At 61.7% G+C, this 14,976-nt stretch carries 15 protein-coding genes; 10 read left to right on the top strand and 5 right to left on the bottom strand.

Annotated features, from left to right (window positions below; genetic code table 11):
• Positions 1 to 45: 45 nt before the first annotated feature.
• A complete protein-coding gene (locus AB4O16_RS11545; protein ID WP_160390390.1) occupies positions 46 to 786 on the top strand; it encodes an OmpA family protein in 741 nt (246 codons plus the stop codon).
• Positions 787 to 852: 66 nt separating this feature from the next.
• Here the strand turns inward: AB4O16_RS11545 and ehuA are convergent, their stop codons facing one another.
• The 4 genes from ehuA to ehuB form a co-directional block, all read right to left on the bottom strand.
• Positions 853 to 1,647 carry an ectoine/hydroxyectoine ABC transporter ATP-binding protein EhuA gene (gene ehuA, locus AB4O16_RS11540; protein ID WP_110658961.1) on the bottom strand — a complete coding sequence of 265 codons (795 nt, stop codon included), beginning with the start codon at positions 1,645 to 1,647 and terminating at the stop codon, positions 853 to 855.
• A gap of 80 nt (positions 1,648 to 1,727) precedes the next feature.
• A complete protein-coding gene (gene ehuD / locus AB4O16_RS11535; protein WP_160390389.1) occupies positions 1,728 to 2,384 on the bottom strand; it encodes an ectoine/hydroxyectoine ABC transporter permease subunit EhuD in 657 nt (218 codons plus the stop codon).
• Positions 2,381 to 3,040 (bottom strand): ectoine/hydroxyectoine ABC transporter permease subunit EhuC, encoded by a 660-nt coding sequence (gene ehuC, locus AB4O16_RS11530; protein ID WP_110658949.1) that lies wholly within the window; start codon positions 3,038 to 3,040, stop codon positions 2,381 to 2,383. The genes ehuD and ehuC overlap by 4 nt, the downstream gene beginning before the upstream one ends.
• Before the next feature lie 75 nt (positions 3,041 to 3,115).
• Entirely contained in the window at positions 3,116 to 3,970 is an 855-nt protein-coding gene (gene ehuB / locus AB4O16_RS11525) for an ectoine/hydroxyectoine ABC transporter substrate-binding protein EhuB (protein ID WP_460157757.1), read from the bottom strand.
• 291 nt (positions 3,971 to 4,261) lie between these two features.
• Here ehuB and ehuR point away from each other — a divergent pair, with 291 nt between their 5' ends.
• The 8 genes from ehuR (at position 4,262) to AB4O16_RS11485 (ending at position 13,546) form a co-directional block, all read left to right on the top strand.
• Positions 4,262 to 5,656, top strand: a complete 1,395-nt coding sequence (ehuR, locus tag AB4O16_RS11520; protein ID WP_460158054.1) for a MocR-like ectoine utilization transcription factor EhuR — start codon at positions 4,262 to 4,264, stop codon at positions 5,654 to 5,656.
• Between the two features lie 106 nt (positions 5,657 to 5,762).
• On the top strand, positions 5,763 to 6,734 hold the full coding sequence (gene eutB / locus AB4O16_RS11515; RefSeq protein ID WP_460157756.1) for a hydroxyectoine utilization dehydratase EutB: 972 nt from the start codon (positions 5,763 to 5,765) through the stop codon (positions 6,732 to 6,734).
• A 36-nt stretch (positions 6,735 to 6,770) separates the two neighbouring features.
• Entirely contained in the window at positions 6,771 to 7,763 is a 993-nt protein-coding gene (gene eutC / locus AB4O16_RS11510) for an ectoine utilization protein EutC (protein WP_460157755.1), read from the top strand.
• Between the two features lie 42 nt (positions 7,764 to 7,805).
• Positions 7,806 to 8,996 carry an ectoine hydrolase DoeA gene (gene doeA / locus AB4O16_RS11505; RefSeq protein WP_460157754.1) on the top strand — a complete coding sequence of 397 codons (1,191 nt, stop codon included), beginning with the start codon at positions 7,806 to 7,808 and terminating at the stop codon, positions 8,994 to 8,996.
• A 3-nt stretch (positions 8,997 to 8,999) separates the two neighbouring features.
• Entirely contained in the window at positions 9,000 to 10,001 is a 1,002-nt protein-coding gene (gene doeB / locus AB4O16_RS11500) for a N(2)-acetyl-L-2,4-diaminobutanoate deacetylase DoeB (RefSeq protein ID WP_460157753.1), read from the top strand.
• A gap of 45 nt (positions 10,002 to 10,046) precedes the next feature.
• A complete protein-coding gene (locus AB4O16_RS11495; protein WP_160390383.1) occupies positions 10,047 to 10,526 on the top strand; it encodes an Lrp/AsnC family transcriptional regulator in 480 nt (159 codons plus the stop codon).
• A gap of 139 nt (positions 10,527 to 10,665) precedes the next feature.
• A complete protein-coding gene (locus tag AB4O16_RS11490) occupies positions 10,666 to 12,138 on the top strand; it encodes an NAD-dependent succinate-semialdehyde dehydrogenase (RefSeq protein ID WP_460157752.1) in 1,473 nt (490 codons plus the stop codon).
• A gap of 22 nt (positions 12,139 to 12,160) precedes the next feature.
• Positions 12,161 to 13,546, top strand: a complete 1,386-nt coding sequence (locus tag AB4O16_RS11485; RefSeq protein ID WP_460157751.1) for an aminotransferase — start codon at positions 12,161 to 12,163, stop codon at positions 13,544 to 13,546.
• Between the two features lie 213 nt (positions 13,547 to 13,759).
• On the opposite strand, the gene AB4O16_RS11480 is transcribed toward AB4O16_RS11485, so the two are convergent.
• Entirely contained in the window at positions 13,760 to 14,194 is a 435-nt protein-coding gene (locus AB4O16_RS11480) for a Z-ring associated ZapG family protein (protein WP_150715511.1), read from the bottom strand.
• Positions 14,195 to 14,338: 144 nt separating this feature from the next.
• Here AB4O16_RS11480 and AB4O16_RS11475 point away from each other — a divergent pair, with 144 nt between their 5' ends.
• Positions 14,339 to 14,968: an alpha/beta hydrolase gene (locus AB4O16_RS11475; protein WP_160390380.1), complete on the top strand. Its 630-nt coding sequence runs from the start codon at positions 14,339 to 14,341 to the stop codon at positions 14,966 to 14,968.
• Positions 14,969 to 14,976 lie beyond the last annotated feature (8 nt).

Genomic DNA, 14,976 nt, shown 5'->3' with positions numbered 1-14,976 from the left:
CCTTGGTCCGTTGCACCACAGAATGCAAAAAAGTAGGAGCTCTACATGTTCACCACGCGTCGTTTGATTATTCTCGCTACGGCTGTGGCCGTTTTGTCCGGTTGTGCCGCGCCTAACCCTTACGGCGCTCAAGGCCAGGCTCAGGGGCAGGCGGACAGCGGCTCCGAAGGCATGAGCAAGACCGCGAAATACGGTGGCCTCGGCGCTCTGGCCGGCGCGCTGGCCGGTGCTGCGATCAACCACGATAACCGCGGCAAGGGCGCGCTGATCGGTGCAGCGGTGGTCGGTGCTTCCGCGGCCGGTTACGGCTACTACGCCGATCAGCAAGAGAAAAAGCTGCGTGCCAGCATGGCCAACACGGGTGTTGAAGTGCAGCGCCAGGGCGACCAGATCAAGCTGATCATGCCGGGCAACATCACCTTCGCTACCGATTCGGCGAACATTGCTCCAAGTTTCTATCAGCCGCTGAACAACCTGGCCGGCTCGCTGAAAGAGTTCAACCAGAACCAGATCGAAATCGTCGGTTATACCGATAGCACCGGTGCTCGCCAGCACAACATGGACCTGTCCCAGCGTCGTGCGCAAAGCGTGGCAACCTACCTGACCTCGCAGGGTGTCAGCGGTGCCAACCTGAGCGCTCGCGGTGCCGGCCCGGATAACCCGGTTGCCAGCAACGGCGACGTCAACGGCCGGGCGCAGAACCGCCGTGTAGAGGTCAACCTCAAGGCGATTCCGGGTCAGCAGTATGGTGGCCAGCAGCAAGGTAACGTTCAGCAATACCCATAACACCCGCGACAAAAAAACCTGTGGGAGCGAGCTCGCTCCCACATTTGTTTTTGGGTGTTCGGCCGGTCAGTTGGCTTCTTTCACCGCACTGAGAAACGCACACGTACGTTCCTGTTGCGGGTGTTCGAAGATCTGTGCCGGTGTGCCCTGCTCGTGGATCTGGCCCTTGTAGAAGAAGCACACACGGTCAGCGAACTCCCGGGCGAACCCCATCTGGTGGGTGACCATCAGCATCGTCAGGTTGTGTTCGGCACCGAGCTTGCGGATCACGTTGAGCACTTCGCCGCACAGCTCCGGATCGAGTGCTGAAGTCACTTCGTCGAACAGCATGACTTTCGGCCGCATGGCCAATGCGCGAGCGATCGCCACCCGTTGCTGCTGGCCACCCGACAGCTGCGAAGGGTAGTGCCCCAGCTTGCTGCCCAGTCCTACCAGCTCCAGCAGATCCGCCGCGCGTTCCCGTGCTTCGGCGGCTTTCATGCCCAGCACTTGTACCGGCGCCTCGATGACGTTCTGCAACGCCGTCATGTGCGGGAACAGGTTGAAGCTCTGGAACACCATGCCGATCTTGCCGCGCACACGGCGGATATGCCGATCATTGGCCGGCACCAGCACGCCGTTGCGATTGGGCATGTGCGTCAGCAAATCGTCTTCGATGCGGATCAGTCCGTCATCGATGCCTTCGAGGGTCATCAATACCCGCAACAGCGTGGATTTCCCCGAGCCGCTGGGGCCGATGATCGCGACTTTTTCGCCGGGTGTGACGTCCAGGTTCAAATGGTCGAGCACCGTGAAATTGCCGTAGCTTTTGGTGACGTCCTGGAAGCTGACAATCGGCTTGAGCGCTTTCGGTTGATGCATGGCCGGGGCCTCTTGCGAATGCAGCGGCGTCAGGTTGCCGCGCCGGGAAAGGTCGTTGGAGGTCGAGAGTGGAGAAGTCATTAGCGTAGCTCCAGGCGCAGTTCGAGGCGCCGTACCAGATAAGCCAGGGCGATGCTCAGGGCGAGGAAAAACAGACCGACCATGGTGATCGGCTCCAGGTAGCGGAAGTTCTCGGAACCGATGTTCTTGGCCTGCTGCATGATTTCAACCACGGTGATGGCCGACAGCACCGGCGTGTCCTTGAGCATCGCCACCAGGTAGTTGCCCAGCGGCGGCAGGATCGGCCGCAAGGCCTGGGGCAGGATGATGTTGCGGTAGGCGCTGTACGGCGCGATGTTCAGCGCGGTCACCGCTTCCCACTGCGCCCGCGGCACGGCATCGAGCCCGCCGCGATAGACCTCGGCGATGTAGCAGGCGTAATGCACGCCGATGCCGATGATGCCCACTTGCATGGCCGACATGCTGACGCCGTAGTTGGGCAGCACGTAGTAGAGGAAATACACCTGGATCAGCAGCGGTGTGCTGCGGATGAATTCGATCATCCCGGCGATCGGCCACGACAGCCAGTACAGGCGGCTGCGCCGGCCGATGGCGAGGAACAGCCCCAGCACGATGGCGATCAGGAAACCGATCAGGGTAATGCCCACGGTGTTGAGCGAAGCGCGCAGCAAGTCGGGGAGGATCTGCCAGGCATAAGTCCAGTCGAACAGGGTCATGACAGACCTCCACGCATCCGGCCGCGCGCCAGCCGACGCTCAATGCTGCGCATGCCGAGGTTGATCGCTTGCGCGAGGATGAAATACATCACCAGCGCCAGGCTGAAGATTTCCAAAGTCTGAAAGGTCGCCTGATCCAGTTGCCGAGCGCGAAAGCTCAGGTCGGACAAGGTGATCAGTGACACCAGCGAAGTGTTTTTCAGCAGTTCGATCAACAGGTTGGTGCCCGGCGGGATGGCCGCGAGCAAGGCCTGAGGCAGAATGATTCGGCGAAAGCGCTTGTAGCCGCTGAAGTTCAGCGCGGTCGCCGCTTCGTATTGACCCTTGGCCACGGAGCTGATCGCACCGCGCATCACCTCGGCGCCGTAGGCACCGATGTGCAGGCCAAGGCCGACGATGGCCACGCTGTAGGGGCTCAGTTCCAGATTGAACGGTGGCAGCGGCAACACGAAGAACAGCCAGAACAACTGCACCAGCAACGACGTGCCGCGAAACACTTCAATGTAGGCGACCGAGAACCAGCTCAGCGGCCGCCACGGCGACATGCGCCCCAGCGCCGCCAGAATGGCCGCGACGATCGCCAGGATCGAGCCGAAGAACGTCACCTGGAGCGTGACCCAGGCGCCTTGTATCAAAAGCGGAAGTAATTCACCCATTGTTCACACCTGCATGGTTCAACATCCGGAGTCAGCAGGGATAGGCATCGCGCCGCAGCGCCATGCCTGCCTCGACTATTGAGCGCAGAGCTCGGCAGCCGTTTTGCTGGTCACGTTGGATTTGTCGAAGCCGAACGGGGCGACCGTCTTGAGGTGCTCTTCGGAGCCCAGCCACTTTTTCAGTTCGGCGTTGACCGCATCCCGCAGGTCCTTGTCCTCCGGGCGGAAGGCGAGGGCGCCGTAACCGGTATGCGACGGGTCATCCTTGAATTCGGTGACCGCTTCGACCTTTTCACCACCCTTGGCAGCCAGGCCTTTCATGGTCAATTGGGTGCCCACGGCGGCATCGGCGCGACCGGCGCGCACGGCTTGCAACTGCGCGGTGGTGTCCGGCACCTGGAGGATTTGTGCGTCCCCCACCCCGGAATCCCGTGCGTATTTCAAGTTGACCGTGCCGGCCATGATCGCCAGTTTCACATCCGGGTTCTTGGCGATGTCTTCATAGCTGTGCAGGTTTTTCGGGTTGCCTTTGGCGGTCAGGAGGGCGTCGGGCAACTGGTACTGCGGATCGGTGAAGATGACTTGCTTGCAGCGTTCGGGCGTGATGTACATGCCCGCGGCAATCACGTCGAAACGCCCGGCGCGCAGGCCCGGGATCAGCGAACCCCACTCGGTCAGCACGCCATCGACTTGCTTGATGCCCATTTTGGCGAAGATGACTTTGGCGATTTCCGGCGATTCACCGGTGACCCGGCCATCGGTCTCGGTAAAGGCGAACGGGGTTTCGTTGGCATAGCCGATACGGATGCTGCTGTTTTTCGTAATGGTTTCCAGCGTCGTGGCGTGGGCGCTGGCGGCCAGGCCGAACATCGCGCAAGCCACGAACAGGTGACGCAAGACATGGGGAGTGCGGGGAATGGAATTGCTCATCGATAAAATCTCCTGTTTCTTGTGGACCCGTCGTTGACGGCTCTGTGGTAGGAGGCAGTGTGACAAGAGCAAAGCGTACGAGAGCCGTTGTCCTGTTGAGCCGAAGCTTGGGGGCACAGTTCCGGTACAGGTCGATTGGTTGTTATTGGCGGCAGGTTCAGCAGCCTGTGCATCGACCCTGTACCGAGCATACAAAAGCCCTGCGCCACATTGCATTGCACTAGGACAATTGCTTTGCACAGGTTCTCGCGGGATGCTGTCGGCACTGGCAAACACGTGGGTTCGGCGCTGATGGACAAGTGGAAGGCAGCATTGGAAATCGCCCGCAGCGGCGAGTCGAAATACAAGATCCTGGTCCAGGCGATCGCCGACGATATCGAGCAGGGCGTACTGGCCAATGATCAGCGGTTGCCACCGCAACGTAATGTTGCCGACGCCATGGGCATCAGTGTGCAAACCGTCACCAATGCCTACAAGGAGCTCGAGCGCCAGGGCCTGGTCAGGTGTGAGGTCGGGCGCGGCAGTTTTGTCTCGCGGCGAATGAGCGACCGGGTCGCCACTTATATTCTCGACAGCCCTGAACGGGCGCTGGTGGATTTTTCCATCACACGGATCATGCACACCCGAGAGCATGATCAGTTCTGGCGCGAAACCTGTCGCGAACTCAGCACCGAAGAGGATCAACCCTGGATTCACGCATTTCGCCCGATTGCCGGTTTTGAGTCGCACCGTGAAGCGGCAATGCACTGGATCGCGCGGCAAGGCCTGCGGGTCGAGCGCGACGACATCCTGATCACCAACGGCGCCGCCCACGGAATTTTCCTGGCGTTGGCATCCCTTGCCGGCCCGGATGATGTGGTGCTTTGCGAAGGGTTGACCGACCACGGCGTGATCGGCAATTCCCAGGTGCTGGGGTTTACCCTCAAGGGCCTGGAAATGGACCGCTACGGCATCGACCCGGAACATTTCGAGGACATGTGCAGCAATGAGCGGATCACCGCGCTGGTCTGCACACCGAACCTCAACAACCCGACCACCAGCCTGATGCCGGACAACCGTCGGCGCGAAATAGCCGAGATTGCCCGGCGCTTCGGCGTGCACATCATCGAAGACGACGTCTACGGGCCGCTGCTCGATGAGCGCCGCGCACCGCCGATCAGCCATTACCTGCCGGAGCTGTCGTTCTATTGCACCAGCATGACCAAGTCAGTGCTCACCGGTTTGCGCGTCGGTTACCTTGTGATGCCCAAGCGCCTGGCGCTGCGCACCGAAAGCATTTTGCGGGTTAACAGCTGGATGGCCACGCCCATGGTGTCGGAAATCGCCACGCGCTGGATTCGCGACGGGCGCGCCGACACGCTGGTGGAGTTGCAACGCAAGTTATTGGGCGGGCGTCAGGCGATGGTCAGCGAATACCTTGGCGAATACCTGCTTGGCCAGCATCCGCATGCCTTGAATGCCTGGATCGGCATTCCGCCGCACTGGGAGGTCGACAGCCTGGTGCGCGCACTACGGCACAAGCATATTGCGGTCACTTCGCCCGACCCGTTCACCGTGCGCGGCACGCCGCGGCCACGGGCGGTGCGAGTGTGCGTCGGTGCCGAATGCAGTGACGAGGAAATGCGCGATGCGCTGATGGGCATGCGCGAGATCTTCGGCCAGTACCCGCAAATCCATGACTTTTGAAGTGAAAAAAAGACGCCGAAATTTTGTCGACTAAATTGCCCTAGTACATTCAGCGCGACAATCCAGCCCTCTTAGACTGCGCCCAATGCCTCTTCGGGATGCGGTCATGTCAGCGCTACAGCTCAACGATATTTACCTCGCCCGCCAGCGCATCGCAGCGTTGGTCCGGTGTACGCCCATGGAGCATTCGCCCAGCCTGTCGCGGCATGTGGGCGTGCCGGTGTACCTCAAGCTCGAATCCCAGCAAATCACCGGCAGCTTCAAGTTGCGCGGCGCGAGCAATGCCGTGGCGCAGCTCAGTGCCGGGCAAAAGGCGCGTGGCGTGGTCGCCGCGTCGACCGGCAATCATGGCCGGGCGCTCGCTTACGCCGCATCGCAAAACGGCGTGAAGGCGACGATTTGCCTGTCGCACCTGGTGCCGGGCAACAAGGTCCAGGCCATTCGCGATCTTGGCGCTGATGTGCGCATCGTCGGCCAGTCCCAGGATGACGCCCAGCGTGAAGCCGAGCGCATTGCCCATGAGCAAGGCGCAACGCTGCTGCCACCGTTCGACCACCCGGCGATCATCGCCGGGCAAGGCACGCTGGGGCTGGAAATCCTTGAACAGCAGCCGGGCGTCGCCCATGTGCTGGTGCCGTTGTCCGGCGGCGGTCTGTTCGCCGGCGTGGCGCTGGCGCTGAAAAGTGCCAACCCGCAGATCGTCACCCACGGCATCAGCATGCAACGCGGCGCGGCCATGCACGCCAGTCTTGCGGCCGGGCGTGCCGTGGAAGTCGAAGAGTTGCCGACCCTGGCTGACTCGCTTGGCGGCGGCATCGGCCTGGACAACCGTTTCACCTTTGCCATGACCCGCGATACCTGCGATCACCTGCATCTGCTCAGCGAAGCCTCCATCGCCAATGCGATCCGTCACGCCTACCGCGAAGAGCGCCTGGTGCTGGAAGGGGCGGCGGCGGTGGGGATTGCCGCGCTGCTCGAAGGCTTGATCGAGCCGCGCGGGCCGGTCGTGGTGGTGGTCAGCGGACGCAACGTCGATATCGATCAGCACCTGCGCGTGCTGACCGGCGCCGATGCATGAATTCCCAGAATAACGACTCAATGGAGTGCCGCGTTGATGAGTGAAATCACCTTGTTGAGCGAAGCCGATCTGCGTGCCTGCGTAGCGCTGGATCTGCCGAGCATCGAAGCCATCGAGCAGGCCTTCGTGCTGCTCGCCACTGCCGCTGTGGCCATGCCGCCGATCCTGCGCCTGGACATTCCTGAACATAACGGTGAAGTGGACGTGAAGACCGCCTACTTGCCGGGCCTGGAGCGCTTTGCGATCAAGGTCAGCCCGGGTTTTTTCGACAACCCGACAATCGGTTTGCCGAGCCTCAACGGCATGATGATGTTGCTGTCCGCGCGCACCGGTCTGCTCGATGCCTTGCTGCTGGACAACGGCTACCTGACCGCCGTGCGTACAGCGGCGGCCGGGGCCGTGGCGGCGCGGGCGCTGTCGCGGCAAGACAGCCGCAGCGTGGCGCTGATCGGTGCCGGTGAGCAGGCCGCGTTGCAACTGCAAGCCCTGCGCCTGGTGCGGCCGATCGACAGCGTGCGGGTCTGGGCGCGGGACGCCGCCAAAGCGCAGGCCTTCAGCGTCGAACTGGCTCGCGACAGTGGCCTGGCGGTCAAACCGTGCGCGAGCATCGATGAGGCCATGGCAGATGTCGACATCGCAATCACCTGTACGCCGAGTCGCGAGCCGTTGATCGATGTGCGCCATTTGCACCCCGGCCTGCACATCACCGCCATGGGCTCGGACGCCGAGCACAAGAACGAAATTTCCCCCCGTGCGCTGGCGCAGGTCGACCGTTACGTGGCCGATCGCTTGAGCCAGACGCGCATCCTCGGTGAGCTGCATCACGCCCTCGCGGCGGGCGTGGTCAGCGACGAATCGGGTTTCGCAGAACTTGGCCAGGTGCTGGCCGGCCAACGGCCCGGTCGCACGCAAGCAACGCAGATCACCTTGTGCGACCTCACGGGCACCGGCGCCCAGGACACGGCCATGGCCAACCTGGCCTTCGAGCGTGCTCGCTCGGCGGGCAAAGGTTTTCAGTTCGGCAGTTAAACCGTTTTTTCATCCGTGCGTCATTTATCAGAGGGCATGTGCATGTCTCAGATAGTCGTCAATCTTCCGTTCCAGCGGGAGGAATACGCCCAGCGTCTGGCCAAGGTGCGAGCGGCCATGCAGGCGCAGGGCATCGAGCTGTTGCTGGTCACCGATCCGTCGAACATGGCCTGGCTGACCGGCTATGACGGTTGGTCGTTCTACGTTCATCAATGCGTGCTGCTGGCCCTCGATGGCGAACCGGTGTGGTTCGGGCGCGGCCAGGACGCCAACGGTGCCCGGCGCACGGTGTTCATGCAGCCAGAGAACATCGTCGGTTACCCGGACATCTACGTGCAGTCGCGGGAACGCCATCCCATGGATTACCTGTCGCGGGAAGTGATCAGCGCCCGGGGTTGGGATGCGCTGACCATCGGCGTGGAGATGGACAACTATTACTTCAGCGCCGCCGCGTTCCTGTCGCTGCAGAAAAACCTGCCGAAGGCCCGATTGATCGACGCGGTCGGGCTGGTGAACTGGCAGCGGGCGGTCAAGTCGCCGCAGGAAATCGCCTACATGCGCATCGCCGCGCGCATCGTCGAAAAGATGCACGGGCGGATCCTCGAACGGATCGAACCGGGCATGCGTAAAAACGAACTGGTGGCGGAAATCTACAGCAGCGGCATCCTCGGTGCGGACGGCCACGGCGGCGATTATCCGGCCATCGTGCCGCTGTTGCCGACTGGGGCGGATGCCAGTGCGCCGCACCTGACCTGGGATGATTCACCCTTCGAGAAGGGCGCCGGCACCTTCTTTGAAATCGCCGGTTGCTACAAGCGTTATCACTGCCCGTTGTCGCGCACGATCTACCTGGGCAAGCCGCCGCAGCACTTCCTCGATGGCGAGAAAGCCGTGGTCGAGGGCATTGCCGCCGGTCTTGAAGCCGCAAAACCCGGCAATACCACCGGCGACATCGCCGTGGCGTTTTTCAAGGTGCTGGAGAAGTTCGGTATCCACAAGGACAGTCGCTGCGGCTACCCGATCGGTATCAGCTACCCGCCTGATTGGGGCGAGCGCACCATGAGCCTGCGTCCCGGCGACAGCAGCGTGTTGCAACCGGGCATGACGTTCCACTTCATGCCGGGCCTGTGGATGGATGACTGGGGGCTGGAAATCACCGAGAGCATTCTGATCACCGAAACCGGCGTCGAGACGTTGTGCAATGTGCCGCGCCAATTGTTCGTGAAGGATTGAGCCATGAGTGAACTGCCAGACAACCCGATCAGCGCCACGGTGGATTTCAGCCGCGAAGGCGTGCAGCACGGTTTTCTCAAACTGCCGTATTCCCGGGACGATTCCGCCTGGGGCGCGGTGATGATCCCGGTCACGGTGATCCAGCGCGGCCAGGGACCGACCGCGCTGCTCACCGGCGGTAACCACGGTGACGAATACGAAGGCCCGGTGGCGCTGAGCAAGCTGGCGCAAAGTTTGACGGCTGCCGACGTCAACGGACGGGTGATCATCGTTCCGTTCATGAACACCCCGGCGTTCCACGCCGGGCGGCGCACGTCGCCGATCGACAAGGGCAACCTCAACCGAAGTTTTCCCGGCAAGCCGGACGGTACGGTGACCGAGAAAATTGCGGATTATTTCACGCGCACGTTGCTGCCTCTGGCCGACATCGTGCTGGACATCCACTCCGGTGGGCGCACCCTGGATTTCTTGCCGTTCGCCGCGTGTCATGTACTGCCGGACAAACAGCAACAGGCGCAATGCGAGGCCGGTATGCGCGCGTTCAATGCGCCGTACAGCATGCGCATGCTCGAACTCGATGCCGGGGCGATGTACGACACCGCCGCCGAGTCCCAGGGCAAAGTCTTCGTCACGACCGAGTTGGGCGGCGGCGGTTCGTCCACGGCGCGCAGCGTGGCGATAGCCGAGCGCGGGGTACGCAATCTGCTGGTGCATGCCGGGATTCTTGAGGGCGAAGTGCAGACGGCGTCGACGATCATGCTCGACATGCCCGACGGCGATTGCTTCATCGCCAGCGAGCACGACGGCTTGCTGGAAATGTGCCGCGACCTGGGCGATAACGTGAACAAGGGCGACGTGATCGCCCGCGTCTACGACGCCACCCGCAGCGGCGTTGCTCCGGTGGAGTACCGCGCGGCGCGCAGCGGTTTGCTGGCGGCGCGGCACTTTCCCGGGCTGGTGGGGTGTGGCGATACCATTGCGGTGATCGCCGAAGTACTGACCTGACCGCAATCCCACAGGGGCTCCTAAACTTTCACGAGATCGCCACCCATGCACAAACTCGATCGCTATGACCTGAAAATCCTGCGAATCCTCGCTGACGACGGGCGTATCACCAAGTCGAGCCTGGCCGAGGCGATCAATCTTTCGGTGACCCCGGCCTGGGAGCGTGTGCGCAAGCTCGAAGCCCTCGGATTGATCAAGGGCTATCGCGCGCAGATCGACTGGAACGCGGTGTTCAAAAGTCAGCAAGTTCTGGTGGAAATCACCCTGGCCCGGCACACCGCGCAGGACATGCGCCGCTTCGAACAGCGCATGACCGAGGCGCCCGAAGTCGCCTTCTGCTATGCCACCGGTGGCGGCGTCGACTACATGGCGATGATCCAGGCTCCGGACATCGATTATTACCAGCGCTTCATCGACCAACTGCTGCTCGACGACCTGGGCATCGAACGCTACTTCACCTACATCGTCACCAAAACCATCAAGACCGGCGGCGCCTTGCCGGCGGAACTCTCTCAAGATTCCTGAGCACGCCGAAAACCGCAAAATCCGCTGTTCACCCCATCCCAATCAGAAAAAACCACCTGCCGCACCCCATCCAAACGCCAAATCCCCAGGGCCCGGCTGCCCTAGCATGGTTCCACGCACACGGATTGGAGTGAACGCCATGAGCTACAAACATCCACTGCTGTTCAAGGCCCTTTGCTACATCGACGGCCATTGGGTCCACAGCGACAGCGGCCACAGCATCGCGGTGCATAACCCTGCGGATCAAAAACTGATCGGCCATGTACCAATGCTCGATCAACCGCAGATCGTCGCCGCCGTCGATGCCGCGCACCGCGCGTTCGCCGACTGGCGCGAACAAAGCCTGGAGGCACGCGGCGTGATTCTGCGGCGCTGGGCGGCATTGATTCTTGAGCATCAGGAAGACCTGGCGTGGATTCTCAGCCTGGAGCAGGGCAAGTCCCTGGCCGAGTCCCGTGGCGAAATCGCCTACGCCGCCAGTTTCATTCCGTGGTTCGCCGAAGAGGCCCGGCGCCTCTACGGGCAAAACATTCCCAGCCACATTCCCGGTGCGCACCTGGGCACGGTCAAGGAACCGGTCGGCGTTTGTGCATTGTTGACCCCGTGGAATTTCCCCTCGGCCATGATCACCCGCAAAGCCGCCGCCGCCCTGGCCGCCGGGTGCACCGTGGTGATCAAGCCGGCGCATGAAACGCCGTACTCGGCGTTCGCCTTGGCGCAACTTGCCGAGGAAGCGGGTTTCCCGGCCGGTGTGTTCAACGTCGTGTTGGGCGAGCCACAGATGACCATGCAAACCCTGGTGCAGGACAGCCGCGTGCGTTCGGTGAGTTTCACCGGTTCGACCCGTGTCGGTAAGTTGGTGCTGCAAGCAGCGGCTCAGGACGTGAAAAAGGTTGCGCTGGAATTGGGCGGCAATGCGCCGTTCATTGTCTGTGCCGATGCCGACCTTGAGCTGGCGGTGAAAGTCGCGGTGGCGGCGAAGTTCCAGACCTCGGGCCAGGATTGCTGCGCGGCAAACCGCATCATGGTCGAACGATCGGTTTATCCGCAGTTTCTCAAGCGCTTTGCCGTTGCCGTGCGTGAGCTGAAGGTCGGTCCGGCCATGATCGGCGATCGCGAGCAGCAGGTCGATGTCGGCCCGTTGATGCATCAGGCGGCCTTCGATGTCACCGCCGAACGTGTCGCCGATGCCTTGCAGCAGGGCGCGCAACGACTGGTGGGTGGGGAGGCTCACGCCCTTGGCGGCTTGTTTTACCAGCCAACGGTGCTGGCCGACGTCACGCCGCAGATGCGCATCTACCGCGAGGAAAATTTCGCGCCGATTGCCGGGGTGATGCCGTTCGACACCCTCGATCAGGCCGTCGAGATGGCCAACGACACCGAATACGGTCTGGCCGCCTACATTTGCTCCAATCGCCTGGACCTGATTTACCCGCTGATCCGTCGTCTCGACCACGCCATGGTCGCGGTCAACGGCGTCAAGTTCACCGGCCATCCGATCCCGTTCGGTGGCATGAAAGCCTCGGGGCTGGGCCGTGAAGGCGGCACCGAAGGCTTCGAAGCCTTTGTCGAAACCAAATATTTTTGCCTGCATCATCAAGGCCAGTTCTAAGGCCAGTTCCCAGGAGATTGCCATGAACCAAGAACTCGACTCGCTGTTCGAACAAGACCGTGCGCACTTCATGCACCCGTCCACCCACGCCCATGACCACGCCAGCGGCGCACTCAAGGGCCGCATCATCACGGGCGCCTCGGGTATCCGCATCCGCGATCACGAAGGCCGCGAACTGATCGACGCCTTCGCGGGCCTGTACTGTGTGAACATCGGCTACGGCCGCACCGAAGTGGCCGACGCGATCTACAGGCAAGCCAAGGAACTGGCCTACTATCACACCTACATGGGGCACTCGACCGAAGCGATCATCGAGCTGTCGAGCCGCATCATCGACTGGGCGCCAGAAGGCATGAAGAAGGTCTACTACGGCCTCTCCGGTTCCGACGCCAACGAAACCCAGATCAAACTGGTGCGCTACTACAACAATGTGCTGGGGCGCCCGCAGAAGAAGAAAATCATCTCCCGCGATCGCGGCTATCACGGCTCGGGCATCATGACCGGCAGCCTGACCGGCCTGCCGAGTTTCCATCAGCATTTCGACCTGCCGGCCGAAGGCATCAAGCACACCGTGTGTCCGCACTGGTATCGCAAGGCGCCGACCGGCATGGATGAAGCCGCGTTCGTACGCTACTGCGCCGACGAGCTGGAAAAAATGATCCTCGCCGAAGGGCCGGACACCGTTGCAGCCTTCATCGGCGAGCCATTGATGGGCACCGGCGGCATCATCGTTCCACCGGCCGGATACTGGGCGGCGATCCAGGCAGTGCTGAACAAGTACGATGTGCTGCTGATCGCTGACGAAGTGGTCTGCGCCTTCGGTCGCCTGGGCTCGAAGATGGGCAGCCAGCGTTACGGCATGCGCCCGGACCTGATCACCACGGCCAAAGGCCTGACCAGTGCTTATGCGCCTTTGTCGGCGGTGATCGTCGGTGAAAAGGTCTGGGACGTGATCGAAAAGGCTTCCGAGTCCCAGGGCGCCATGGGCCATGGCTGGACCTATTCCGGGCACCCGATCTGCGCGGCGGCGGCCTTGGCCAACCTCGACATCCTGGAGCGGGAAAACCTCACGGACAATGCCGACAAGGTCGGTGCCTATCTCAATCGGCGCATGCGCGAAACCCTCGAAGGCCATCCGCTGGTGGGCGAAGTGCGCGGTGACGGCATGCTCGCGGCGGTCGAGTTCATGGCTGATCGTGAACAACGCACGCCATTCGATGCCGCCCTGAAGGTCGGTCCCAAAGTCTCGGCGGCGTGCCTGGAGCGCGGCATGATCGCCCGGGCGATGCCCCATGGCGACATCCTTGGTTTTGCACCGCCGCTGGTCCTGACCGAGGCTGAAGCGGATCTGATCGTTGGTATCACCAAGGATGCGATCGATCAGGTGGCCAGTGAGGTTCTGGGCTGATCATCTGATCCTTTTGTGTTGTCTGTGCTGGCCCCATCGCGGGCAAGCCCGCTCCCACAGGGCTATCTGTTGAACACAGGTTTTGTGGACGACATCAATCACTGTGGGAGCGGGCTTGCCCGCGAAGAGGCCGGGACATTCAACCGAGTCAGAAACAAAAAAGCCCCCGGACAAATGAATGTCCGGGGGCTTTTTACATCGCGCGAAACCTGATTACTTCTTCAGGCCGTAATGCTCATCGAGCATGCCTGGCGAGTTCGGGGTTTTGGGGGCGTAGTCACGAGGCGGCTCCTGATCGCGCGGGGGCGTCAGGCGTTCCCGCGGAGCCTGCGCCGCATCGGCGTGCAGGGAGGCCAGCAGGCGTTGGCGAGTCTGCTCGTCCAGGGCCAGGCGGTTGGCACCCTCGGCGAGATGATCCTGCACTTCCTGATAGCTCGCAGTCAGTTTCTTGACCAGTGTCGCGGTGCTATTGAAGTGGGTCACCACTTCGTTCTGATAACTATCGAAACGTTCCTGAATATCGTCCAGCTGACGTTGAGTGCTGCTAGGCGCGGCATTCGGCGCAAGGCGAGCGATCAGAAACCCAATGGCGACACCCACAACCAGGGCAAGAGTCGGCAACAACCAAACTAAGAGCGAGTGTTCCACGAGTCCTTCCTCTATAAACGGCTTTGCTTTACGTTAACGGCTCGAACCTGCGCTGTATACCGCGATTCACTCGCAATAGACAGGCACAGACAATTTGCTAGACGAGTCGACCCGATTCGAGGTCACGGAGTTCCTTCCTTGCTTATGCGTGAAACCCCTGTAGTGATTGATGGCCCGGTGGGTCAACTGGAAGCACTGTACCTGGACAACGAGCAGCCTCGCGGCCTGGCGCTGATCTGCCATCCAAACCCGGTGCAGGGCGGCACCATGCTCAACAAAGTGGTATCGACCCTGCAGCGCACCGCGCGCGACGCCGGACTGATTACCCTGCGCTTCAACTATCGTGGCGTCGGTGCCAGCGAAGGCACCCACGACATGGGCACCGGTGAAGTCGATGATGCCCAGGCAGTCGCCGAATGGTTTCGCGCCAAACACCCGCAATTGCCGCTAACCCTGTTCGGTTTCTCCTTCGGTGGATTTGTTGCAGCAAGTCTCGGCGGACGCCTGGAAGCGCAGGGCGAACAGCTCAAGCACCTGTTCATGGTCGCACCGGCGGTCATGCGCCTTGGCGATCAGGATCAGTTGCCGCAACAGGGCGATCTGACCCTGATCCAGCCGGAAACCGACGAAGTGATCGATCCGCAGCTGGTTTACCAATGGTCCGACAAGCTCGAACGTCCCCATGAGCTGCTGAAAGTGGCAGAATGCGGACACTTTTTTCATGGCAAGCTGACCGATCTCAAGGATCTGATCCTGCCGCGTCTCTCGAATTGATTGCAGTC

Source organism: Pseudomonas sp. S2_H10 (genome assembly GCF_054668285.1).
This window is presented reverse-complemented; position numbering and strand designations above follow the sequence as displayed.